Source organism: Humibacillus xanthopallidus (assembly GCF_044793955.1).
In the GTDB taxonomy this organism is placed as follows: domain Bacteria; phylum Actinomycetota; class Actinomycetes; order Actinomycetales; family Dermatophilaceae; genus Humibacillus; species Humibacillus xanthopallidus_C.
The window spans coordinates 4,216,572-4,239,575 of the sequence record NZ_CP084995.1; the positions used below are offsets into that span (position 1 = coordinate 4,216,572).

Here is a 23,004-nt window from a genome sequence, read left to right on the forward strand (position 1 = left end):
CGACCCCGCCCGTCGCCCTGACCCCACCCCTGACCCCGCCCTGACCCCGCCCAGACCCTGACCCCTGACCCTGACGCGTGAGTCAGAGCCAGCTCGACCGCTCGCGCTCGGTCGGCACGACGGTCCTGTCCCACTGCACGAAGGGGCGCTCGAGCCGGTAACGGAAGTCGGCCTGGCGGCGCAGCACCATCGGCTGAGCGTTCGCGGGGTTCTCGAGCGACTCGAAGTAGTCGACGCTCCAGTGGAACCACCGCATGCAGAAGAGCCGCATCGTCAGACCGTGCGTCACGATGACGACGTTGCGCGGGGCTGCGGGAGTCGCGAAGTTGCGGTGCATCGACTCGAGGAAGGTCGACACCCGGTCGTAGACGTCGGAGCCGGACTCGCCGTGGGAGAAGCGGTAGTAGAAGTGCCCGTAGCGGTCGCGCTGCGCCTTCTGCTCGGCGATGTCGGCAGGGTCCTGGAAGTTGGCCCAGTCCTGTTCGCGCAGGCGCGGCTCCACCCGGACGTCGCGCTCCGCGACCGGCAGCCCGAGGGCCGCGAAGGTCTGGCGGGTGCGCAGGTAGGGCGAGACGTAGGCCTCGACGGAGTCGCCGTCGAGCAGCGTGCGCAACACCTCCCCCGTCTGCCGGGCCTGCTCGACTCCCCTCTCGGTGAGGCTCAGCCGGTGGTCGGGCACCCGCTCGTAGACGGTCTCGTCGACGTTGCCCTCGGACTCGCCGTGGCGCACGAGGATGATGCGGTCGGGACGGTTGGCGAGGCCCGCCTCGCGGCTCACCCGCGCAGCTCCGGGAACTGCTCGTCGCGCCACTCGAGAGCCGGCTGCTCTCCGCCCGAGGCGACGAGGTCGTCCTCGCGCCCGCGCAGCTCGACCCGGCGGATCTTGCCCGAGATCGTCTTGGGCAGCTCGAAGAACTCGATGCGACGCACCCGCTGCCACGGCGCGAGATGGTCGCGGGCGTGGGCGAGGATCGAGCGGGCCACCTCCTCGCCGGGCTCGACACCCGGCACGAGGGCGATGTAGGCCTTGGGGATCGCCAGGCGCAGTGCGTCGGGTGCCGGCACGACGGCCGCCTCGGCGACGGCGGGGTGCTCGATGAGCACCGACTCGAGCTCGAAGGGGCTGATCTTGTAGTCGCTCGCCTTGAACACGTCGTCGGTGCGGCCGATGTAGGTGATGTAGCCGTCGGCGTCCATCGAGGCGACGTCTCCCGTGTGGTACCACCCGCCGGCCATCGCCGCGGCGTTGCGCGCCTCGTCGCCCTGGTAGCCGGTCATGAGCGGCAGCGGGTGCTTCGACAGGTCGAGGCAGATCTCGCCCTCCTTGACGCCTGACGCATCAGCGTCGGACACCAGCACATCGGTGACGGGGTCGACGATCACGACGGGACACCCCGGCAGCGGCCTCCCCATCGAGCCGGGCTTGACCGGCGATCCGGGGGTGTTGCCGACGGCCGCAGTCATCTCGGTCTGCCCGTAGCCGTCGCGGATCGTCAGGCCCCAGGCCCGCTCGACCTGGGCGATGACCTCCGGGTTGAGCGGCTCGCCGGCCCCGATCACCTCGCGCAGCGACCCCGGCCCGCCCGACAGGTCGGACGTGATGAGCATGCGCCACACCGTCGGCGGCGCGCAGAGCGAGGTGACGTCGTGCGTGCGCAGCACGCGCAGCAGCGCCGCCGGGTCGAAGCGCACGTAGTTGTAGACGAAGATCGTCGCCTCCGCCGCCCAGGGCGCAAAGAACGACGACCACGCGTGCTTGGCCCAGCCGGGGCTGCTGATGTTGAGGTGCACGTCGCCCGGCTGCAGCCCGAGCCAGTACATCGTCGTCAGGTGCCCCGCGGGATAGGACGCCTGGGTGTGCTCGACGAGCTTGGGGCGGCTCGTCGTGCCGGAGGTGAAGTAGAGCAGCATCCGGTCGTCGGGGGCCGTGCCCGGGTGCTCGGCCGGCCCGACCTCGAGGCTCACGGCTGCGGCGTAGTCGGCCCAGCCCGACGTGTCGCTCGGTGCGCCGTCCTCCCGCGACCCGCCGACGGCGATGCGCACGTAGTCGCCCGGCACGTCGCCGAACTTGTGCACCTCTCGGGCGTTGGTGATGACGGCCCGCGCGGAGCCCCGCCCCATGCGGTCGACGAGGTCGCCGGGACCGACCGCGGTGGTCGTCGGCATGACGACCGCACCGAGCTTGATGACGGCGAGCATCGACTCCCACAGCTCGACCTGGTTGCCGAGCATGAGCACCACCGCGTCGCCGCGCCCCACGCCGAGCGAGGCGAGCAGCGCCGCGACCCGGTCGGACCGGCGGGCCATCTCGTCGAAGGAGACCGATGCCGACGACTCGTCCTCCTGAACGATCGTCAGGCAGGTGCGGTCGTTGCCGCGGGCCACGGCGTCGAACCAGTCGATCCCCCAGTTCCAGCGCGTGCCGAGGTCGGGGAAGCGGAACTCGCGCACGGCCCGCTCGTGCTCGCCTCTCAGTCCGAGCAGCTGGTCACGGGAGGCGCGATAGGCGTCGGTCACGCTCGTCGTCGAGCTCGTCGCGGTCATGGTCCGACTCTGCCACGACGGGTCCCGCCGTGGTGGCGGCCCGACCTCAGTCGCCGGCCCCGCTGAGGTCGCGCGGCTGCGGGGGCTGACGGCGACGCTCGTCGGCCAGCTCGGGCCGTGACGGCCGCTCACCCTGGGGCACCGCCGTCGTGTCGGCGCCACCGAGGTCTCGGTCGAACCGGCCACTGTCGTCGGCGCCCGAGCCCGGGGCTGCAGGCGGGTAGCCCTGGCTGTGCGCACGTCGCCGCAGGTCGTCCTCGTCGATGAGCCGGTTGATCAGCTGCTGCACGATGTTGCTGTGGGGGATGTTGGTGAGGTTCTCGTCGGGGCTGTCACCGGCCGACTCGATGTGCAGCGACCCCGAGCGGATGATCCGGTCGAGCACGGTCTGCTGGAAGCTCACGTCGGTGATCTTCGAGAGCGTGATGTCCTTGCCCTGCTTGGTGAGGATGCCGCGCCGCACCATGACGCGGTGGGTCGTGATGACGTAGTGCGTCGTGCGCCACCGCAGGTAGGGCACGACGACGGCGGGGATGGCGACGAGCACGAGCACCGCCACGGCGATCCACTGGATGCGGTTGCCCGTCTCGTCGTCGGGTGTCTGGATCACGATGAAGACGCAGGCCGCCGTGAGCAGCAGTCCGAAGATGGTCGGCACGACGACCGTGAGCCAGTGCGGGTGCAGGTCGCGCTCGACCTTCTCGCCCTTGGCCAACACGTTCTCGGGGAACCCCACGACGCCCTCCTTCACCGGCGGGCCGCCCGAGGGCCCGTATGCCGTCAGCCTAGGTCCACCGGTCCCGTCGGGTGTTGATTGCCCGGCGTGTCAGGACGGAGAGGACGTGGGGCGGCGTCGCTCCTTCACCCCGCGCGGGTGAGGAACGGGCGCTGGGCACTCTGCGACGCTGGCCCGGAGGTCGACGACCGACCTCTCGACCGGCCTCGACCGGCCTCGCCTGTGGAGGATGCATGAGCCCCAACGCGGCTGCCCCGGGAGCGCCTGTCCCCCTCCTGCCGCGCGGCGTGCTCATCATCGTCGGCCTCGCAGCGACGATGGTCGTCGCGATCGGCCTGAACCGCCTCTCGAGCGTCATCGGCCCGACCTTCCTCGCGCTCGTCCTGACGATCACCGCGGCGCCCATCCGCACCTACCTCGTCGGTCGTGGTCTGCCGTCGTGGGTGGGTGCGCTCGCCGCGATCGCGGCCGTCGCCACCGGGGTCGTCGTCTTCGTCGCGCTGCTGGTGATCTCGGTCGCCCGCTTCGCCGGCCTCGTGCCGCAGTATGCCGATCAGGCCGCCGAGCTGACCGGCTCCGTCAAGGAGTGGCTGGCCTCGCTGGGCGTGGCTCCCGAGCAGGCCAGCGCGATGCTCTCGTCGCTCGACCTCGGTGGTGTCACGGGCTTCCTCGGAGACCTGCTCAGCGGGCTGCTCGGTTCGGTGACGAGCCTCGTCTTCGTGCTCGCCATCGTGCTCTTCACCTGCATCGACGCGAACACCTTCACCACCCACCTCGGCCGGCTGCGGCACGAGCGGCCCGGCTTCGTGGCCGCGATGGACGGCTTCACCCACGGCACCCGCCGCTACCTGCTCGTGGCCACGGTCTTCGGCCTCGTCGTGGCCGTCATCGACACCCTCATGCTCTGGGGACTCGGCGTGCCGGCGCCGGTGCTTTGGGGTCTGCTCGCCTTCATCACCAACTACATCCCCAACATCGGCTTCATCATCGGGCTCGTGCCGCCCGCGATCCTCGCCCTGCTCGAGGGCGGGCCGAGCCTGGCCCTCACCGTGATCGTGCTCTACAGCGTCGTCAACCTCGTGATCCAGTCGATCATCCAGCCCAAGCTCGTCGGCGACGCGGTCGGGCTCTCGGCGACCCTCACCTTCCTCTCGCTCATCGTGTGGGCCGGCATCCTCGGCCCCATCGGCGCGGTCATGGCGATCCCGCTGACGCTGCTCGTCAAGGCCGTGCTCGTCGACGTCGACCCCGGGGCTCGGTGGATCGGAGGGTTGCTCGGTGACCCGCGAGACCACAGCCTCCTCGATGCCCGGGCCGAGTCGCCCGGTTCCGCTGGCGGCGACCCCCGGTGAGCCCTACTGTCCGACAGAGGACGTGAGACACACGACACCGCCGGGACGACGCGCTCCCCACTGGTGTCGAGCAGGTGCTCCAGGGGTGTCGACGGCCTGCTGCCGCAAGTCCCCCGATCCACAAAGGAGTGTGTCGTGAAGCGCTTGTCCTCTCGTCTTGCCATCGCTGGTGTCACCGGCCTCACCGGAGCCGCCGTCGCCCTCTCGCTCGGGGCGCCCGCCAACGCTGCGGGCACGAGCTACGTCGCCCTCGGCGACTCCTACTCCTCCGGCACCGGCACCCGCACCTACATCAGCGACGGCACCTCGTGCCAGCGCTCCGTCTACGCCTACCCGTCGCTCGACGCGGCCGCCCTCTCGCTCTCCCTCAACTTCCGGGCGTGCTCCGGTGCGACGGTCGCCGACGTGACCAACACCCAGCTGTCCGCGCTCACGACCGCGACGGCATACGTGACGATCTCGGTGGGCGGCAACGACGCGGGCTTCGCAAGCGTGCTGACGACGTGTGCGCAGCCGAGCTGGCTGAGCAACTGCTACGGCGCGATCGACAAGGCCAACTCGTTCATCAACACCACCCTGCCGGGACGCCTCACGACGCTCTACTCCGCCATCAAGGCCAAGGCGCCCGCTGCCCGGGTGATCGTCGTCGGCTACCCGCGCATCTTCAACGGCGAGGACTGCAACCTGCTCACGTGGTTCTCCCCCACCGAGGAGTCGCGGCTCAACGCCACCGCCGACCTGCTCAACAGCAAGACGCAGGCCGCCGCTGCCGCAGCCGGCTTCCAGTTCGCCAACCCGACGAGCCGCTTCATCGGGCACGCGGTGTGCGACGACGTCGAGTGGCTGAACGGCCTGTCGAGCCCGGTCAGCGAGAGCTACCACCCCAACCGGGCCGGGCACCGTGACGGCTACGCGGTCGTGACCAAGCCCGCCTTCGGGCTGACGACGACGCTGAGCGCGGCTGCGACGACCGCCAAGGCGGAGAGGTCGGCCGCCAGGCTCGCCAAGGACGCGCAGCGGTATGCCGCCGCCGACCGCACGATCACGCCCGAGCGCATCGCGGCTCCCGACCTCACGAGCCCCGCCGCCAAGGCGGCCGCCGCCCGCGCGGGCGTCGACCTGTCGAGCCGGGCGAGCATCGACGCCGCTGACCGCCGCTACGACGCGCTCCAGCTCGCCGCTCGCGGCTGACCCCCTCCCCCGGGTGCAAAGTGCCCACTCGACGGTGACGTCAGTCGAGTGGGCACTTTCCACCCACCCCCCGACGTCGAGTGGGCAGTTTGCACCCAGATTCAGCGCACCACCGCGGGTGCAAAGTGCCCACTCGACGGTGGGGTTGGTCGAGTGGGCAGTTTGCACCCAGATTCAGCGCACCACCGCGGGTGGAAAGTGCCCACTCGACGGTGAAGTCGGTCGAGTGGGCAGTTTGCACCCAAATTCAGCGCACCACCGCGGGTGGAAAGTGCCCACTCGACGGTGAGGTTGGTCGAGTGGGCACTTTCCACCGGTCGCCTAGGGTGGCCCCGTGCGCTACGACGACGTCATCATCGGGGCCGGCCACAACGGCCTGACCGCGGCCGCCTACCTCGCCCGCGCGGGTCGGTCCGTGCTCGTGCTCGAGCGGGGCGACCACGTCGGCGGGGCCGCCGTGTCCGCCCAGGCGTTCGCCGGCGTCGACGCACGCCTCTCGCGATACTCGTACCTCGTGTCGCTGCTGCCGCGCCAGATCCTCACGGACCTCGACCTCGACCTGCGCCTCATCCGGCGCCGCTTCTCCTCCTACACCCCCGTGCCGGGCGACCCCGACCGCGGCCTGCTCGTCGACAACGCCGACACGTCCGCCACCCGCGCCGCCTTCCGGGCCCTCACCGGCAGCGACGACGCCCACGCAGGGTGGAGCGACTTCTACGGCCGGATGGCACGTCTCGCGGAGCGCGTCTTTCCCACCGTGCTCGAGCCGCTCCGCTCGCAGTCCGACGTGCGCGCTCTCGTCGACGACGACGAGCTCTTCGACGCACTGACCACCAGGCCACTGGGCCAGCTCATCGAGTCGGTGACCAGCGACGACACCCTGCGCGGCATCATCGCCACCGACGCCCTCATCGGCACGTTCGCGTCGATGGGCGAGAGCGACCTGCGACAGAACATCTGCTTCCTCTACCACCTGATCGGTGGCGGCACCGGCGACTGGGACGTGCCCGTCGGCGGCATGGGCGCTCTCACCGATTCCCTTGCAGCAGCGGCGGTCTCGGCCGGCGCAACCATCGTCACCGGCGCCGACGTGCAGTCGGTCGATCCCTCGACCGGAGAGGTCACGTGGGCAGGCGGCAGCGCGGGCCGCGGCACCGCCATCGGTGGCGCGCTGGTCGCCGGGTGCGCCCCCACCGTGCTGGGCCGCCTGCTCGCCGAGGCGGGTGCCGACTCCGTCGAGACCGAGGACGACGTCGAGGGCGCCCAGCTCAAGGTCAACATGCTGCTCACCCGGCTCCCCCGGCTCCGCGACGCCTCGGTCGACCCGACCGCAGCCTTCGCCGGCACCTTCCACATCAACGAGGGCTACGCGCAGCTCGAGCAGGCGTATGCCGCGGCGGCCGGCGGGCGCATCCCTGACCTCCCGCCCTGCGAGATCTACTGCCACACGCTGAGCGACCGCTCCATCCTCGGTGCCGACCTCGCCTCGAGCGACGCGCAGACGCTGACCCTCTTCGGCCTGCACCTGCCGGCCCGGCTCTTCCGGCGCGACAACGAGACCGCCACCAAGGAGGCACTCGAGGCGACGCTGCGCTCCCTCGACTCGGTGCTCGCAGAGCCGATCTCAGGCGTCATCGCACGCGATGGTGACGGCAACCCGTGCATCGAGGTCAAGAGCCCCGTCGACCTCGAGCAGGACGTCGCCCTGCCCGGGGGCAACATCTTCCACCGGACGCTGCAGTGGCCCTGGGCCGAGTGCGACGGCGAGGTGGGCACGTGGGGGGTCGAGACGGCATACGGCAACGTGCTGCTGGCGGGAGCCGGCGCGCGTCGCGGAGGCGGTGTGAGCGGCATCCCCGGCCACAACGCCGCGCGGTCGCTGCTGGCCTGAGGACGACCCTCAGTCCACCCAGACGCCCGAGCTGCCTCGGCGATGGCTCGTCAGCAGGTGCGTGTCGACGATGCCGACCGCCTCCATCAACGCATACATCGTCGTGGGGCCGACGAAGGCAAAACCCTTCTTGCGCAAGGCCTTCGAGAGGGCCTTGGACTCGTCGGAAACGGTCGGCACCTCGGAGTGGTCACGGGGCTGCGGGGTGTCGGAGGGCTGGAAGCTCCACACGAAGTCGACGAGGCCGCCCTCCTCACGCAGCGCGAGGGTCGCCCGGGCGTTGGCGATCGTCGCCTGGATCTTGCCGCGGTGGCGGACGATGCCGGCGTCGCCGAGCAGCCACTCGACGTCCGCGTCGGTGTAGGCCGCGACGATGTCGGGGTCGAAGTCGGCGAAGGCTGCGCGGAAAGCAGGGCGCTTGCGCAGGATGGTGACCCACGAGAGGCCGGCCTGGAAGCCCTCGAGGCAGATGCGCTCGTAGAGCCCGCGCTCGTCGCGGATCGGCATGCCCCACTCGGTGTCGTAGTAGTCCATGAGGAGCGGGTCGTGCGAGGCCCACTCCGGCCGCACGAGCCCGTCAGCACCAACGACTGTCATGGCGCGACCCTAGGTCAGCTGCCGACGCATGAGCACGCGCGGGAAGCCGCCGGACACGGCGTCGGTGCCGCAGGCCATGGTGAAACCCGCCCGCTCGAAGAGCGAGCGGGTGCCGACGTAGGCCATCGTGAGGTCGACCTTGGCGCCCCGGTTGTCGACGGGGTAGCCCTCGACCGCCGGAGCGCCCTGGTCACGGGCGTAGGCGACCGCGCCCTCGAGGAGGGGCACTGCGATGCCGTGGCCTCGGTGGCCCGGTCGGACGCGCACGCACCACGCCGACCAGACCGGCAGGTCGTCGACGTGCGGGATCTTGGCCGAGCGGGCGAAGGGGAGCTCGGCCCGTGGCGCGACCGCCGCCCACCCCACGACCTCGTCGCCGTCGTAGGCGAGCACCCCCGGAGCGACGTCGCGCTCGCAGAGCGTGCGCACGTAGTCGCCCCGCGCCGGGCCGACGAGCTCACGGTTGGTCTTCGAGTCGATGCGGTGGCTGAGGCACCAGCAGACCGACGACGTGGGGTTCTTCGGCCCGAGCATCGTCGCGACGTCGTCGAATCGATGGGCGCTGGCAGGCCTGACCTCGAAGCTCACGACACCACGCTAGCGACGACCTCGGACAGCCGGGGGGCCTGCCGGTGGGTGAGGATGGGCGCATGCCGCTGCCACCGCGATCCCGCACGCCCGAGGACACGATCGGTGGGCGCGACCTCACGGCGTGGCACACCCGCTTCGGACGGTGGCTCGTCGCGGCCTTCGTCGCGCTCGCCCGCGCCGCGCGTCCGGTCGCGGGTCGGGTGGCCGCATGGTCGGCTGCGAACCTCGCCTTCGTCGTCTTCGCGGTCATTGCGCTCGTGCTCATCGCGCTGCTCGTCGAGGGCATCGAGCAGGTCTACGAGAACGTCACCGACCGCGACGGCCTCGCCGGCTTCGACCAGCCGGTGCTCGACTGGATGGTGGTCCGGCGCACCCCCGGGCTCGACAGTGCGGTGACCGCCTTCACCGACCTCGGCGGTGCCATCGGCATGCCGATCATCGCGGGCGTCGCGGTCATCGCCATCGCCCTCTGGCGCCGCTCGTGGACGCCCGTCGTGATCGCCGTCATCGCCGCTGCCGGCTCGGTGGCGATGACCGTGGTCGGCAAGGACATGATCGACCGGGCGCGGCCGCCGGCCGACCTCGCCGTGCCGCCGCTCGAGGTCTCGCCGTCCTTCCCGAGCGGGCACACGCTCAACGCGACGGTGCTCATCACGGTCGTCGTCTACCTCGTGCTCATCGAGACGACGGCGACGTGGCAGCGCGTTCTCGCCGTGACGGTGGGCACCGCGTTCGTCGTGCTCATGGGCCTCTCGCGCGTCTACCTCGGCCACCACTGGTTGACCGACGTGGTCGCCGGCTGGCTCATCGGGCTGGCCTGGGCAGTCGCGGTCATCACCGCGCACCGGCTGTGGCTCACCCTCCGCGAGCGGGGTGAGCCGGGTGAGCCGGACGCGGCCACGGCCGCGCCCGGACCCACCGGCATCACTCCTTGACGGCGCCCTCGAGCGAGCCCGAGATGATCCGCTTCTGGAAGACGAAGAACATCAGGGCGATCGGGATCGTCATGATCACGGCGGCGGCGAGCTTGAGCGGATAGCGGTTGCCCGACCCGAGAGCACCGGTGAGCAGCCCTGAGATCCCCGTCGTCAGCGTGTTGAGCTCCGGGGACTGCCGCGACACGAGGAAGTGCGGCAGCTCGTTCCACGAGCTCTGGAAGGCGATGATCGTGATCGTGACGAGGGCCGGTCGGGCGATCGGCAGCACGACCGACCAGAACGTCCGGAAGACGCCGGCACCGTCGAGCTTGGCTGCCTCCTCCAGGCTCACCGGGATGCCCTCGAAGAAGTTCTTCATGATGAAGACCCCGGCCGCGTCAGCGAGCAACGGCACGATCATGCCGGTGTAGGTGTCGTAGATGCCGAACTGCTTGATGATGAGGAACTTCGGGATGAGCAGGACGACCCCGGGCACCGCCATCGTTGCGACGACGGCCAGCGTCACCGCTCCGCGGCCCCGGAACTTCAGGCGCGCGAGCGCGTAACCCGCCAAGGAGTCGAAGAAGACCCGACCGGCCGTCACGAAGACCGCCACGATGACGGAGTTGCCGAACCACAGCGGCAGGTCCTGCTGGAAGAGTGACTGGTAGGCAGCCGTCGTGAAGGTCTCGGGGATCGGGTTGAGCGGGTTGGCCGTCGAGTCGGCATCGGTCTTGAAGCTCGTGCCGATCTGGATGATGAAGGGGAAGAGGTAGAGCAGGGCGAAGACGACCAGCGCGCTGTAGCCGAACGCCTTGAGGATCGCGGTGCGGGTCGCGTGGGGTCGCCCGAGCGGCGTAGGGCTGTCGGCGCCCGGGCCTGTCGTGCGGACCGCTGTCGGCTGGCTCATGAGATGCCTCTCGTCGTGGCGCTCGGCGTGTTGCCGATGCGCAGGGCACGCAGGAGCCGCCCGCGCCGGGTCGTCGGGCCATCGCCCCCCTGACCTCCACTGCCGCCCCCGCCCCCGCCGCTCCGGTCGCGGTCGCGCAGCGCGAAGGTCTGCACGGCGGTGAAGACGATGATGATCGCGAAGAGCACGAACGACATCGCCGTGCCGGTGCCCCACTCGCCGTTGTTGATCGACTGGTCGTACGAGAGGAACGCCGGGGTGAGCGTCGTCTTGCCCGGGTTGCCCTTGCTCATGATGTAGACCTGATCGAAGACCTGCCACGTGCCGATGAGTCCGAGGGTCAGCACCGTGAAGAGGGTCGGACGCAGCAGCGGCACCGTGATCGAGCGCATGGTGCGCCAGCGCGAGGATCCGTCGATGGCGGCGGCCTCGTAGACGTCGGAGGAGATGTTCTGCAGCCCGGCCAGGAAGAGCAGCATGTAGCCGCCGGCCGAGACCCAGATGACGAGGAAGATGATCGTCAGCATCGCGACCGAGGGTCCGGCGAGCCAGTCCCACCAGGTCAGACCCATGAAGTCGCGCGAGGTCAGGGCCTCGGGGCCCGGAGCCTGGGGCCCGTCGCCGATGCCGACCGCGCCGAGCGCCATGTGGAGCACCCCCCGCGGGTCGGCGAACCACTGCGGCCCGTCGATCCCGACGAGGGCGAGCAGGGCGTTGATGCTGCCGCCCCCGGCGAAGAGGAAGAGAAAGACGCTGGCGATCGCCACCGAGCTCGTCACCGACGGGAAGTAGTAGGCCGTCCGGAAGAACGAGAGCCCCTTGAGGCGGCGCTGGTTGAGCAGCAGGGCGAGGGCCAGGGCGAGCACCGTCTGGATCGGCACCACCATCAGCACGTAGTAGAAGTTGTTGCGCAGCGAGGTCGCGAAGTCGCTCCGGGTGAGCGTGTCCTCGGTGAGCAGCTGCCGGTAGTTGTCGGCGCCGACGAAGCCCACCTCGGAGCTGAGGGGTGAGCCGCGCCCCGTCCAGTCGCTGACGCTGACCCACAGCGCGACCAGGATCGGCAGGACGAGGAAGAGCCCGAGGATGACGATGACGGGCGCGGTGAAGAGCCAGCCGGAGCGCGTCTCGGCGGCACGGGCAGAGCTGCCTCGGGAGCGTGCAGGCATGGGGATCCTCCTGGTGAGAGGTGCGCGAGGCTGGCCGGGAGCGGTCGTCGGAGCTCCCGGCCAACCCCGTCAGGGGCGGTCGTATGCCGGAGGGCGGGCAACCGGCATACGGCTCGGTGGGGCGGTTGGCGGGTTACTTGAAGACGGCCTCGCCGTTCTTCTGGAGGCGGGCGAGCATCGCCTTGGGGTCACCGCCGGGCAGGCTGGCGAGCTGGGTGTCGAAGTCCTTGAGCACCGGGTCCATGCCGGCCACGGTCACCGGGCCCTGCGCGTACTCCGCCCCGGCGATGAAGGCCGCGTCGTTGGGGAAGGCCCCCTTGTAGGCAGCCGCCGCGGACCTGAGCGACGGCATGACGCCGAGTCCCGTCGCGAGCGCCATCGCGGGCTCCGGGGTCGAGAGGTACTTGACGAGGTCGATCGCGGCAGCCTGGTTCTTGCTCGCAGCCGCGACGCCGTAGCACTCGGTGAAGGAGAGCGTGCCCTTGCCGGCGGGGCCGGCGGGCAGCTCGACAGCCTGCCACTTGAGGTTGGGGTAGTCCGCCTTGATGGCACCCTTGATCCAGTTGCCCTCGATCGTCATGGCCGCCTTGCCCTGACCCAGGGCCTCGCCGCCCCAACCGGCGTCGACACCCTTGGGGTAGGAGGCGGATCCGCTGGCGAGCAGCTTCTGCACCTCCGTGAGGCCGGCGAGGTTGGTGGCCGTGTCGGCCGTCATCCTCGTCTGGTCGGGGCTGACGATCCAGCCACCGGCCTGCTTCATGAAGGCTCCGACGCGGTCGCGGGTGTCGCCGATGACGAGGCCCTTCACCTTGTCGGTCGTGAGCTTCTGGGCCACGGTCTCGAGCGCGGACCAGTTCTTGGGGATGTCGCCCGTGCCGAGCCCGGCCTGCTGCCACAGGTCGGTGTTGATGACGAGGGCGAGCGTCGAGAAGTCCTTGGGCGCGCAGTAGAACTTGCCGTCGTACGTGAAGGTCTGGACGAGCCCGTCGTAGAAGTCGCTCTTCATCGGGAGCTGGTCGCCATAGGGGGCAAGGTTCCCCGCCTTGGCGTAGGTCGGGAAGGACGAGGCCTCGGTGAAGAAGAGGTCGGGCGGCGAGCCGGCCGCGAAGCCCTGGGTCAGCTGCTGGTTCCTGTCGGAGGCCGCGATCACCTCGACCTTGTTGCCGGTCTTGTCCTCCCACGGCTTGACCGTGTCCTGCTGGAGCTTGATGTCGGCGGGGCCGTTGGAGGTGATCATGAACTTGATCGTGACGGGGCCGGAGGCTGCGGGCTGGCTCCCGCCTGAGCCTGATCCCTCGTCGAAGCTGCTGCCACCGCCGCATGCGGCGAGGGCAAGCACTCCGGTGAGGCAGGCCGCGAGGGCTGCGGTCGTGCGCCTGGTCATGCGTGACATCGATCTCTCCTGTTTCGGGTGGTCGAGCTTTGGGGTTCGAGCATGGGATGGTCGAGCTGGTGTCGGATCGGGGGTTGCGGGTGCGAGTGCGGTGCGCGAGCCGTCCGGAGTCCTACGGGCCGCCGGCGGCGGTCGTGGGGTCGCGCACGCTGGAGGCGCGCACGGTGAGGTCGGGATCGAGCAGGACGGGACCCTCGAGCTCGGGATCGAGCAGCAGGCCCCACGCCGTGCGAGCGGCCTCGGCGACGGGCTGGCGCACGCTCGTCAGCTGCAGGGCGGCGGCGACCTCGGTGTCGTCGAAGCCGACGACACCGACGTCGACGCCCGGGACCAGGCCGACGTGGCGCACGGCCCGCATGACGCCGAGAGCGAGCAGGTCGGACGCGCAGACGACCGCGACGTCGCCCCGGCCCTGGGCGAGCAGGCGGGTGACGAGCGACTCGGCGGCCTCGGTGGCCTGGTCGAGGTCCTGCACGGACTCCTCGGCGGGGGCGTCGACATCGAGCCCCAGCTCACGCAGCCCCTCGGCCCACCCGCGCCGGCGGTCGTCGCCGACGTTGGAGCCCGCCGGCCAGCCGAGCCATCCGATCCGGGAGTAGCCCGAGGTCGCGAGGTGGTGCACGGCCTGACGCACACCGGCGCCGCCGTCGACATCGACCCAGCGGGTCAGCTCGGGCTGGTCCCACACCCGGCCGAAGGAGACGAAGGGCACCCGCTGCTCGATGAGCCAGGGAGGGCGCGGGTCGTCGGTGCGGGTGTCGGCGAGCACGAAGCCGTCGACGATGCCGCTCGTGAGGGTCTTGCGGTAGGCGGTCAGGACGTCGTCCGGGTCCGGCGCGAAGGCGACGAGGTGACCGGCGTCCGAGGGCGCCGCAACGGTGAGCTCGACGAGGAACTCGTCGAGGATGTGGCCCATGCGCCGGTGGCCCGACGGGTTGACCTCGAAGCCGAAGGCCGAGGCCCGCTGGCGGCGCAGCTGCTGCGCCGACACGTGCGGGGTGAAGCCGAGGCGGTCGATCTCTCGCTGCACCCGCTCGAGGGTCGGGGCGGCCACCCGGTCAGGACGGTTGAGCACGTTGCTGACGGTCTGACGCGAGACGCCTGCGGCTGCCGCGACGTCGACGATCGTGGCTCGCGCCTCCCGCTCGCCGCTGCGCAACCCGTCCGTCTGCACTCTCACGCTCCCTTGCGTCTCGAGTTGATCGTTCAAATTCCGTCAGGCGGAGACTTGAACGTTCATACGAGAGGGAGCATGCTCTGGTCTGGCGAATCGGTCAAGCACTCTTGCCCGAACCGTGACGTGACATCGAACATCACCCCTCGCAACCCCTCGATCACCCCCTCGAAGGAAGGTCACTGGTGCCCGACCTCGACACCGCCCTGCCGCCTCGTCAGCCGTGGCTGCACGAGCTGTCGATCATCGTCGACGGCAACGCCACCGCCCTCTGCGACCGCACGGGCGACATGCTGGCAGGCACGAGCCACGGCCTCTACGTCGACGACCGGCGCATCCTCTCGGTGCTGAGGCTGGAAGTGGGCGACGAGCCGCCCGCCTCCGTCGCCGCACGCGCCTCGGGTGCGATGGGCGAGTTCGCCGGCGCGGCAAGGGGACTGGGTGACGCCGGAGCGGATCCCACGGTCGAGGTGCTCCGGTCTTGCCGTCTCGACCACGAGCAGGGTCGCGCCCTCACCGAGCGGGTGACCATCACCTCGCGCGCCTCGGAGCGGGTCGAGACGACGGTGCGCTTCGTCGTCGGTGGCGACGGGCTCGACATCGCCCTCGTGAAGTCGGGCCGGCTCCACGGACCCCCGACCCCGGCCACCGTCTCCGACGGGGTGCTCACACTCGCGGACGAGTGGCACGTCACGACCGTCACGCTCGACGCGCCCGATGCCCTGGCGCACGCCCCCGCCCCCGACGGCACCGTCGTCCTCGAGACCTCGGTCAGTGTGGAGCCGGGCGGCTCAGCGCACGTCACCCTCCGGGCCGTGACGGAGCGCCGACGGGCATCGGCCTTCGACGCCGACCCCGGCGGTGATGCCGTGCACTGGGACGCAGTCAGGGTCAGCGCCCAGGACCATCGACTCGAGCGCACGCTGCAGCGGGGCCTCGACGACCTCCGGCGCCTCATCCTCCGCGACCCCCTCTCGCCTCAGCACGCCTTCGCCGCAGCCGGATCCCCTTGGTATCTCACGCTTTTCGGTCGCGACTCGCTGTGGACGGCTCGCCTCCTCCTGCCCTTCGGCACCGAGCTGGCCGAGGGCACCCTGCACACCCTGGCTCGTCGCCAGGGCACGGCCACCGACCCCCGCACCGGTGAGGCGCCCGGCAAGATCCCCCACGAGCTGCGTCGGCACGTCTATCGCGACAAGACCTCGGGCATGACCCTGCCGCAGGTCTACTACGGCACCGTCGACGCCACCGCGCTGTGGGTCTGCCTGCTCGCCGAGGCGTGCGACTGGGGGCTGCCCCTCGACCGGGCCGCCGACCTCTCCCCGGCGCTCCAGGCGGCCGTCGAGTGGCTCATCGGCGCCGGGCAGCCCGACGCGGACGGGCTGCTCAAGTACCTCGACACCTCGGGCACCGGGTTGGCCAACCAGGGCTGGAAGGACTCCGGCGACTCCATCCGGTGGCGTGACGGCACCGTCGCGGAGGCTCCCATCGCACTCGTCGAGGCGCAGGCGTATGCCGTCGAGGCCCTGCGCGGGGCAGCTCGCCTCTACCGGTCGCTGGGCATCGACGGCGCCGACCGGCTCGAGGCCGAGGCGGCCGGGCTCGAGTCGCGCGTGCGCGACCGCTTCTGGGTCGACACCGACGCGGGCCACCACCTGGCCCTCGCGATCGACGGGGAGGGGCGGGCCGTCGACGGGCTGGGCTCCAACATGGGTCACGTGCTCGGCACGTCGACGCTGACCCCCGACGAGGCCCGGTCGGTGGCTGACACCGTGACGAGTGCCGAGCTGCTCGACGACTTCGGTCTGCGCACCTTCGGCACGGGCAACGGCGGCTTCAACCCCATCGGCTACCACACCGGGTCGATCTGGACCCACGACACCGCGATCACGGCAATCGGCCTGAGCCGTGAGGGTTTTGCCTCCGAAGCGGCCAGGGTCGCGCGCACGCTGCTCGCCTCCGCCGAGGCCTTCGGCTATCGCTGGCCTGAGCTCTACTCAGGGGTCCCCATCGCGGGCGCCCCGACGCCCTATCCCGCCTCGTGCCGCCCTCAGGCGTGGTCGGCCGCCTCGGCCGCCGCGCTCGTCAGCGTGGCGCTGTGCCCCCGTCCCGAGGCCGCGACCCGCACCCTCCACCTGACGCCCTGCCGCCCGGCGCCCTACGGCGCGATGCGCGTCGAGGGCCTGCGCTTCCTCGGCGAGCGCATCGACCTCGCCGTCGACGCCGAGGGCACCGTCACGGTGCTCGCCGCCCCCGATGACGTGTCCGTCGTCCTCCACTGACCACCCCCGATCGAGAGAACGATCCGCGCGCCCGCTCCCGCCGCCTCGGCAGCGCCCCACCGATCGAGAGAGCGATCCGTCCGAGGCACCACGCCACCCGGCGGATCGTCCGCAGCCCACCGGACGGCATACGCGAGCGGTGTCTCCTGCCTACGATCGACGAGTGATGCCGGCCCTCATCCTCGTGTCCGAGACCCGTTGCCCTGAGCTGCGGGACGAGTTCGGTCGCTATGCGCGCGACTACGACCTGCACACCGCGACGACGGTCGCCGAGGCGGAGCGCGTCGCGGCGACCGTCCGCGAGGAGGGCGGCCAGGTGGCGATGTTCGTCGCGGAGTCGCAGCTGCCCGACGCGTCCGTGCTCGAGGCCTTCGCCCGGTGGCGGGCCGTCGTGCCGACCGCCCGCCGCCTCATCGCGGCGCACTGGTCACGCTTCCTCACCGACGCGCCCACCCTGCGTGCGGGCCTCGCCAAGGGGAAGTACGACGCCTACCTGCTCATGCCCCGCGGCGTGCGCGACGAGGAGTTCCACACGGCGGTCTGCGAGCTGCTCTCCGACTGGGGCTCCACCGTGGCCACGCCGGAGGTCGTCAGCGTCCGCATCGTCTCGCCCGTGGCCGACGCGCTGACGCTCTCGATCCGCGACTACCTCGACCGCATGGGGCTGCCCAACCGCGTCTACCCGCCCGACAGCGACGTCGGCCGCGAGGTCCTCGCCGCCGTCGACGGCGAGCCGCACTATCCCGTCGTCGAGGCGATGGACAAGCTGCCGACGTCACCGCGGTCCGTGCGCGACGTCGCGATGCGCATCTACGGACAGCCCGCCGACATCGACCTCGACCAGGTCGTCGACGTCGCCATCGTCGGCGCCGGGCCTGCCGGCCTCGCGGCGGCCGTCTACGCCTCGTCGGAGGGCCTGACAACCGTCGTGCTGGAGGCGGAGGCGGTCGGCGGCCAGGCCGGCACGTCGTCGATGATCCGCAACTACCTGGGCTTCCCTCGTGGCATCTCCGGTATGCGTCTGGCGCAGCGGGCGCGCAACCAGGCGATCCGCTTCGGCACCCGCTTCTTCAGCGGCTGGCCGGTGACCCACCTCGAGCCCGGTGTCGACGGCGCGCCGCACGTGCTGCGCACCGAGGGCGGCGACGTGCGCGCCCGGTCGGTCGTGGTCTCGGCCGGCGTGGAGTATCGGCGCCTCCGGGTGCCCGGCGTCGACCGGCTCGTCGGTCTCGGCGTCTTCTACGGCAGCGCCATGACGGCTGCGCGCGAGATGGAGGGCAACGACGTCGTGGTCGTCGGTGGCGGCAACTCGGCAGGGCAGGCGGCGATCCACCTCGCACGCTTCGCCGACTCGGTGACGATCCTCGTGCGGCGCCCTGACCTCGAGTCGACGATGTCGGCCTATCTGATCGGCGAGATCGCCTACAACCCGCGCATCACGGTGCAGCCGTGCTCCGAGGTCGTCGAGGTCGGCGGCGAGGGGCGACTGGAGTGGATCACCATGCGAGACACGACAACTGGGGCTGACACGCGTCGAGACTGCTCAGGACTCTTCCTGCTGCTCGGTGCCGAGCCGCACTGCGACTGGCTGCCCGACTCGGTCTCGCGCGACGCCCGGGGCTTCGTGCTGACGGGCCGCGACGTGCCTCCGGAGCACTGGCGCGGCGGCCTGCCGCCGGGCAACCTCGAGACCACGCTCCCCGGGGTCTTCGCCGCGGGTGACATCCGGTCGGGCTCGATGAAGCGGGTTGCTGCCGCCAGCGGGGAGGGCGCGTCCGTCGTGCCGCTCGTCCATGCCTGGCTCTCGGCCGTCTGAGCGGGTGCTCGGGTGCCTCAGAGCTCGATGAGCTGGCCGTTGCTGATGGAGTAGCGGTATGCCGTCGTCGTGGCGGCCGGCAGGTTGGCCGGGTGGTCTGCCCGGTGCGGCGGGTGCGGTGCGCGCGTGCCGGGCTGGGCGGCATACGACAGGCCGGTGGAGACGCCGGCGGCGTGGGCCTGGGCGACGCCGAGACCCGCCGTGCCGACGAAGGCGACGACGACGGCGGCGCCGGCGGCACCGAGGCCGCGGCGCAGGGCCGAGCGCGAGGAGGTGGTCGGGATGGCTGCGGGGGCTGCGGGGGTGGGTGTCGTATCCATGTCCTGAGCCTCGGACCGACGACTGTGAGACGTCTGTGGTGTCACGATGTGTCTCCGATGTCCGGAGATCGCCTGCGAGACAGTGCCGTTCGGAGCCGTCGAGAGTCAGCGCTCCAGCGCTCGCTCCATCTCGTCTGCCACGCGGTATGCCGCGGGGTCGCCCTCGGTGCGCAGGCCCGCCACGACCCCGCGACGGTCGGCGTCGGAGCGGTTCTGGCTGAGCTTGGCCTTGCCCTCCACACCCTCGACACCCGAGGCGTGCTCGACGACGAGCTCGACACCGACGATCGCGCGCAGCTGTCCGCGCACGTAGGCCGGCGGTGCGTCGGTGACCGCCCACGGCCGCTCGCGGCCGCCCTCGTGCCGCTCCGTGAGACCGGTGACGACGTCGAGCACCCAGTCCGGGTCGTCGTGCACCGTCACGGAGCCGCGCAGCTGCACCTCGCTGTAGTTCCACGTCGGCACGACCCGCCCGTGCTCCTGCTTCGAGGCATACCAACCGGGCGACACGTAGGCACCTGCGCCGGAGACGACGAGCAACCCCGGCGACCCGGGCGCGATGCGGCGCCAGTGGTCGTTGGCTCGGGCGAGGTGCGCGCGCACGGTCGAGCCGCTGACGAGGACGGGGAGCAGGGTCGCGTCGGGCCGACCGTCGGGCCCGACGGTGACGAGGCGGCCCGCAGGGTGCGTCCCGAGGAAGGCGGCGACGTCGGCCTCGGTCATGGCGTTCGGTGGCGGCACGTACACGCCTCGATGGTCGCACGCGAGCCCGCCGACACGACGTCGGCGGGCTCGGCTCTGGTGTCAGCTGTGGCGGTGGGGCGCTCGGCGCACCGTCGCCGACCACGGCCGCGGTTGCACGACGCGAGCGCCGGCGGCGTGCGCGCAGTCGACCCGCCCGGGGTGCTCGGAGAGCTCGGAGTGCCCGGACTGGTCGAGGCGGTCGGCGAGCGACCGCAGGAGCAGCGCGGCGCGGCTGGGGTGACGGCGGCGCAGGGCCCGGTGGCGAACCGCCGCGCGCTCGTGGATGAGGTCGCGCGCGAGGGTCTCCTGTGGCGTGAGCCGCAGGCTCACGTCGGCCGGCCTCATGCGAGGCTCGCCTGGGCCCGGCGGACCTTGATGTCTCCGCTGCCGGAGTGCACCGACAGCCGGGCCTGAGCCTCGGCGTCGCCGGGGCCGTCGCTCTGGTCGAGGTCGATCCTGACGTCTCCGGTGACGGTGTTGAGGTCGAGGTAGGCAGCCACTCCGGAGGCCACCCCGATCACGATGTCGCCGGTGCCGGTCTTGGCGCGGATCTCGCCGCCGTGCACCGCCGAGAGCACGACGTCGCCGGTGCCGGTCATCACCTCCACGTCGGCCGCGGAAGCCCCGATCGACACGTCGCCCGAGCCGGTCTTGGCGTGGACGGGCGCCTCGGCGCGCCGCAGCGACACGTCGCCGCTGCCCGAGGTGAGCGTGGCCGGGCCGTCGACGACCTCGACCTCGATGTCGCCCGAGCCCGTCTTGGCCCGCAGCTCACCGCGCACGGCGCGGGCCTTGAGGTCACCGGAGCCCGACTTGAGCTCGGCGCCGCCGAGGTCGTCGAAGGTGACGTCTCCGGAGCCGGTGGCGGCCTGGGTGTCGCCGAAGCGGCCGTTGCCGCGCACGTCACCGGAGCCGGAGCGCACATCGAGGGTGCTGCCCTCGGGCAGGTCGACCTCGACGTCGACGGCGTCGCGCTTGCCGAAGGAGAAAGCCGACGAGCGCTCCTTGGGTGCGAGCACGACGACTCCGTCGCCACGCGCCTCCACGGTGAAGCGCTCGGCGAGCTCGGCACCGCCCTTACCCTGCGGCAGGAGGCGCACCACGGTCGTGGGGCCGTCGGTCACGCGCAGCCTGAGGTCGCCCTGGTGCAGCTCGACCTTGAGCGCGATCGGTCCGGTGGTGTCGAAGCGGGTCTCGAGTGGGGTGGTCATCGTGGTGTCCCTTCGGTCGGTGCGGGGTGAGTGCCAAGGTGGGTGCTGGGGTGGGTGCTGGGCTGGGCGCGCATCAGCGGACCCAGCCCTGCACGCGCTTGTTGGAGGAGCGGTTGCGTCCCGGTGCGCCCGGCGCGAGGGGGCCGAGGTTGACCGTGACCCCAGGGGTCGTCGCCGCGCGCACCGCCCCCACGATCCAGGTGTTGAGCGACTGCCCGCGCTGGGCCGCCAGCTCCTCGGCGCGGCTCTTGAGCTGCTCGGAGAGCCGCAGCGTGATGCGCGCCGTGTCGCCGGCGTCGTCCGATGACACCACCGTGGTGTCATCTGTGTGGATGGCCTGGGTGTCGGCCGCCGCCACCGCCTCCGGGCCGCCTCCGACGACGACGAAGACCGGCTCCCGGCCCTGCAGGCGCACCTCGACGGAGATGCCCTCGAGCTCGTTCGTGATCTCGGCAGCGGCGTGCGAGAGGGCGTCCATGAGGGCCAGTCGTGCAGAGGAGTCGAGCGCGAAGCCGATGCGCTCGGCGGCCTGCTCGGTCTCCGGACCCATCGCCCTGGCCGCTTGGGCGAGATCCCGACGCAGTGCGTCGACGTACTCGGTGATGTCCATGTGCACCACATTGACATCATTATGGTGTCATGTCAACACCACGGCGACGTCACCTTCGTCATGTAGCCCGAGGCCCAGCCCGTATGCCGCCGCCTGACGTGAGCCGGTGGGCGTACTCGCGACCGGGGTACGTTCTCCAGCAGGCCCTCCGGGGCCAGCAGCACCAGCTCTGCCCACCCCTCACCTGACTCGAAAGGGTGCCGATGCGCAGCCTCGGAACCTCCGACCGCCCCGCCGTGCGTGCCGTCTCCCGCGCGATCGAGACGGTCTCCTCCCGCACCCGGGCTCGCCAGTTCCTCCGCGTGACCGAGCGGATCGGCGCCTCACCGGCCGCGATCCTGCCCTTCGTCGAGGGCTCCCCCAACTTCACCGGACGCCGCTTCGAGGGCGAGGAGCCCTCGCTCCGCCCGCGCGTGCGAGCGCAGACGAGTGCCGCCATCGCAGCGATCCGGGTCAGCGGTCGCGGGCAGGCCGTCGGCGCGGTGCCCGTCGTGGCGGCCCGTCCCCCGCAGACCCCGGGCGAGCTCGCGGTCACGTGGTACGGCCATGCGACCGCGGTGCTCGAGATCGACGGCGCGCGCTTCCTCATCGACCCCGTCTTCAGCGAGCGCGTCTCCCCCATCCGGCACGCGGGCCCGAAGCGGATGCACCCCGTGCCCGGCCCCATCGCCGAGATCCCGTCCATCGACGCGGTGCTCATCAGCCACGACCACTACGACCACCTCGACCACCCGTCGATCGTGCGGCTCGAGGAGACGCACCAGCCCCACTACGTCGTGCCGCTCGGTGTCAACGCCCACCTGCTCGCCTGGGGCGTGCCCGAGACCCGCATCACCGCGCTCGACTGGCGCGGCGAGACCGAGGTCGCCGGCATCCGCCTGACCTGCACCGAGGCCCGGCACAACTCCGGTCGCGGCCTCGTCGACAGCCAGACCCTGTGGGCCGGGTGGGCGCTGCACGGGCCGGTGCACTCCGCCTACTTCGCCGGCGACTCGGGCACGTCCAAGCGCTTTGCCGCCATCGGCGCCGACCTCGGACCCTTCGACCTCACGCTCATGCCCATCGGGGCCTACGACTCCTTCTGGCCCGACATCCACATGGATCCGGAGCAGGCTCTCGCGGCACACCGCGACGTCAACCGCATCGGCAGCGACGCCGAGGCCCTCGCCAAGGACGAGGCCGGCGTCGCCGACGGCTTCATCGAGGGCGACCAGCGCATCGACACTCCGGGCGGCACGCACGAGGAGGGTGACCGCACCACCACGACGCGCACCGTCGACACCGCAGCGCGGGAGTCGCTCCTCGTGCCGCTCCACTGGGCCACGTTCAACCTGTCGATGCACTGGTGGGCCGAGCCGATCCGCCGGCTCCTCAAGGCGGCCGCCGAGGCGGGCGTCCCCGTCGCCTGCCCTCGGGTGGGCGAACGCGTGGATCTCACGACGGGCGACGCCACCACCGTCGCCGCGACCTTCTCCACACCGTGGTGGCAGGCCTGCTCAGCCCCCGACGACCGCGACTGACCCCGCCAGTCGAAAGAGCGCTTCGTCGCCACCCGAACG

21 protein-coding genes are annotated in these 23,004 nt (G+C 71.4%); 7 read left to right on the plus strand and 14 right to left on the minus strand.

Going from position 1 to position 23,004, the window contains the following annotated elements; all coding sequences use genetic code 11:
- Positions 1 to 82: 82 nt before the first annotated feature.
- The 3 genes from LG278_RS19060 to LG278_RS19070 are packed head-to-tail and all read right to left on the minus strand — an operon-like array spanning position 83 to position 3,280.
- Entirely contained in the window at positions 83 to 778 is a 696-nt protein-coding gene (locus LG278_RS19060; protein WP_404389176.1) for a histidine phosphatase family protein, read from the minus strand.
- Positions 775 to 2,544: an AMP-binding protein gene (locus tag LG278_RS19065; RefSeq protein ID WP_404389177.1), complete on the minus strand. Its 1,770-nt coding sequence runs from the start codon at positions 2,542 to 2,544 to the stop codon at positions 775 to 777. Before LG278_RS19065 ends, LG278_RS19060 begins: the two co-directional genes overlap by 4 nt.
- A gap of 46 nt (positions 2,545 to 2,590) precedes the next feature.
- Positions 2,591 to 3,280: a PH domain-containing protein gene (locus LG278_RS19070; RefSeq protein WP_404389178.1), complete on the minus strand. Its 690-nt coding sequence runs from the start codon at positions 3,278 to 3,280 to the stop codon at positions 2,591 to 2,593.
- A gap of 233 nt (positions 3,281 to 3,513) precedes the next feature.
- Here LG278_RS19070 and LG278_RS19075 point away from each other — a divergent pair, with 233 nt between their 5' ends.
- The 3 genes from LG278_RS19075 (at position 3,514) to LG278_RS19085 (ending at position 7,714) form a co-directional block, all read left to right on the plus strand.
- Positions 3,514 to 4,632, plus strand: coding sequence for an AI-2E family transporter (locus LG278_RS19075; RefSeq protein WP_404389180.1), 1,119 nt, complete (start codon positions 3,514 to 3,516; stop codon positions 4,630 to 4,632).
- A 135-nt stretch (positions 4,633 to 4,767) separates the two neighbouring features.
- A complete protein-coding gene (locus LG278_RS19080) occupies positions 4,768 to 5,823 on the plus strand; it encodes an SGNH/GDSL hydrolase family protein (protein WP_404389182.1) in 1,056 nt (351 codons plus the stop codon).
- A 334-nt stretch (positions 5,824 to 6,157) separates the two neighbouring features.
- Positions 6,158 to 7,714 (plus strand): phytoene desaturase family protein, encoded by a 1,557-nt coding sequence (locus LG278_RS19085; RefSeq protein WP_404389184.1) that lies wholly within the window; start codon positions 6,158 to 6,160, stop codon positions 7,712 to 7,714.
- Between the two features lie 9 nt (positions 7,715 to 7,723).
- Here LG278_RS19085 and LG278_RS19090 read toward each other — a convergent pair whose 3' ends face one another.
- Together LG278_RS19090 and LG278_RS19095 are read right to left on the minus strand one after the other, a co-directional pair.
- A complete protein-coding gene (locus LG278_RS19090; protein ID WP_404389186.1) occupies positions 7,724 to 8,311 on the minus strand; it encodes a DNA-3-methyladenine glycosylase I in 588 nt (195 codons plus the stop codon).
- A gap of 9 nt (positions 8,312 to 8,320) precedes the next feature.
- Positions 8,321 to 8,899 (minus strand): GNAT family N-acetyltransferase, encoded by a 579-nt coding sequence (locus tag LG278_RS19095; RefSeq protein WP_404389188.1) that lies wholly within the window; start codon positions 8,897 to 8,899, stop codon positions 8,321 to 8,323.
- Between the two features lie 62 nt (positions 8,900 to 8,961).
- Here LG278_RS19095 and LG278_RS19100 point away from each other — a divergent pair, with 62 nt between their 5' ends.
- Positions 8,962 to 9,837, plus strand: a complete 876-nt coding sequence (locus LG278_RS19100) for a phosphatase PAP2 family protein (RefSeq protein WP_404389190.1) — start codon at positions 8,962 to 8,964, stop codon at positions 9,835 to 9,837.
- Here LG278_RS19100 and LG278_RS19105 read toward each other — a convergent pair.
- The 4 genes from LG278_RS19105 to LG278_RS19120 all read right to left on the minus strand — a co-directional run bounded on the left by LG278_RS19105 (position 9,827) and on the right by LG278_RS19120 (position 14,468).
- Entirely contained in the window at positions 9,827 to 10,729 is a 903-nt protein-coding gene (locus LG278_RS19105; RefSeq protein WP_404389192.1) for a carbohydrate ABC transporter permease, read from the minus strand. The genes LG278_RS19100 and LG278_RS19105 overlap by 11 nt on opposite strands.
- On the minus strand, positions 10,726 to 11,895 hold the full coding sequence (locus LG278_RS19110) for a carbohydrate ABC transporter permease (protein WP_404389193.1): 1,170 nt from the start codon (positions 11,893 to 11,895) through the stop codon (positions 10,726 to 10,728). Before LG278_RS19110 ends, LG278_RS19105 begins: the two co-directional genes overlap by 4 nt.
- 133 nt (positions 11,896 to 12,028) lie before the next feature.
- A complete protein-coding gene (locus LG278_RS19115) occupies positions 12,029 to 13,288 on the minus strand; it encodes an extracellular solute-binding protein (RefSeq protein WP_404389194.1) in 1,260 nt (419 codons plus the stop codon).
- Positions 13,289 to 13,400: 112 nt separating this feature from the next.
- Positions 13,401 to 14,468 (minus strand): LacI family DNA-binding transcriptional regulator, encoded by a 1,068-nt coding sequence (locus LG278_RS19120; protein WP_404389195.1) that lies wholly within the window; start codon positions 14,466 to 14,468, stop codon positions 13,401 to 13,403.
- Positions 14,469 to 14,647: 179 nt separating this feature from the next.
- Between LG278_RS19120 and LG278_RS19125 the strand changes: the two genes are divergently transcribed.
- Together LG278_RS19125 and LG278_RS19130 are read left to right on the plus strand one after the other, a co-directional pair.
- Complete coding sequence (locus LG278_RS19125) at positions 14,648 to 16,744, plus strand: glycogen debranching N-terminal domain-containing protein (protein WP_404389196.1); 2,097 nt, start codon at positions 14,648 to 14,650, stop codon at positions 16,742 to 16,744.
- Positions 16,745 to 16,910: 166 nt separating this feature from the next.
- Complete coding sequence (locus tag LG278_RS19130; protein WP_404393716.1) at positions 16,911 to 18,560, plus strand: FAD-dependent oxidoreductase; 1,650 nt, start codon at positions 16,911 to 16,913, stop codon at positions 18,558 to 18,560.
- Between the two features lie 17 nt (positions 18,561 to 18,577).
- Here LG278_RS19130 and LG278_RS19135 read toward each other — a convergent pair whose 3' ends face one another.
- The 5 genes from LG278_RS19135 to LG278_RS19155 form a co-directional block, all read right to left on the minus strand.
- Positions 18,578 to 18,880 (minus strand): hypothetical protein, encoded by a 303-nt coding sequence (locus LG278_RS19135; protein ID WP_404389197.1) that lies wholly within the window; start codon positions 18,878 to 18,880, stop codon positions 18,578 to 18,580.
- 105 nt (positions 18,881 to 18,985) lie between these two features.
- Positions 18,986 to 19,627 carry an FMN-binding negative transcriptional regulator gene (locus LG278_RS19140; protein WP_404389198.1) on the minus strand — a complete coding sequence of 214 codons (642 nt, stop codon included), beginning with the start codon at positions 19,625 to 19,627 and terminating at the stop codon, positions 18,986 to 18,988.
- Between the two features lie 57 nt (positions 19,628 to 19,684).
- On the minus strand, positions 19,685 to 19,969 hold the full coding sequence (locus tag LG278_RS19145; protein ID WP_404389199.1) for a hypothetical protein: 285 nt from the start codon (positions 19,967 to 19,969) through the stop codon (positions 19,685 to 19,687).
- Complete coding sequence (locus LG278_RS19150; RefSeq protein ID WP_404389200.1) at positions 19,966 to 20,835, minus strand: DUF4097 family beta strand repeat-containing protein; 870 nt, start codon at positions 20,833 to 20,835, stop codon at positions 19,966 to 19,968. The genes LG278_RS19145 and LG278_RS19150 overlap by 4 nt, the downstream gene beginning before the upstream one ends.
- A gap of 73 nt (positions 20,836 to 20,908) precedes the next feature.
- Complete coding sequence (locus LG278_RS19155; RefSeq protein WP_404389201.1) at positions 20,909 to 21,445, minus strand: toxin-antitoxin system HicB family antitoxin; 537 nt, start codon at positions 21,443 to 21,445, stop codon at positions 20,909 to 20,911.
- Between the two features lie 203 nt (positions 21,446 to 21,648).
- Here LG278_RS19155 and LG278_RS19160 point away from each other — a divergent pair, with 203 nt between their 5' ends.
- Entirely contained in the window at positions 21,649 to 22,965 is a 1,317-nt protein-coding gene (locus LG278_RS19160; protein WP_404389202.1) for an MBL fold metallo-hydrolase, read from the plus strand.
- Positions 22,966 to 23,004: the final 39 nt, after the last annotated feature.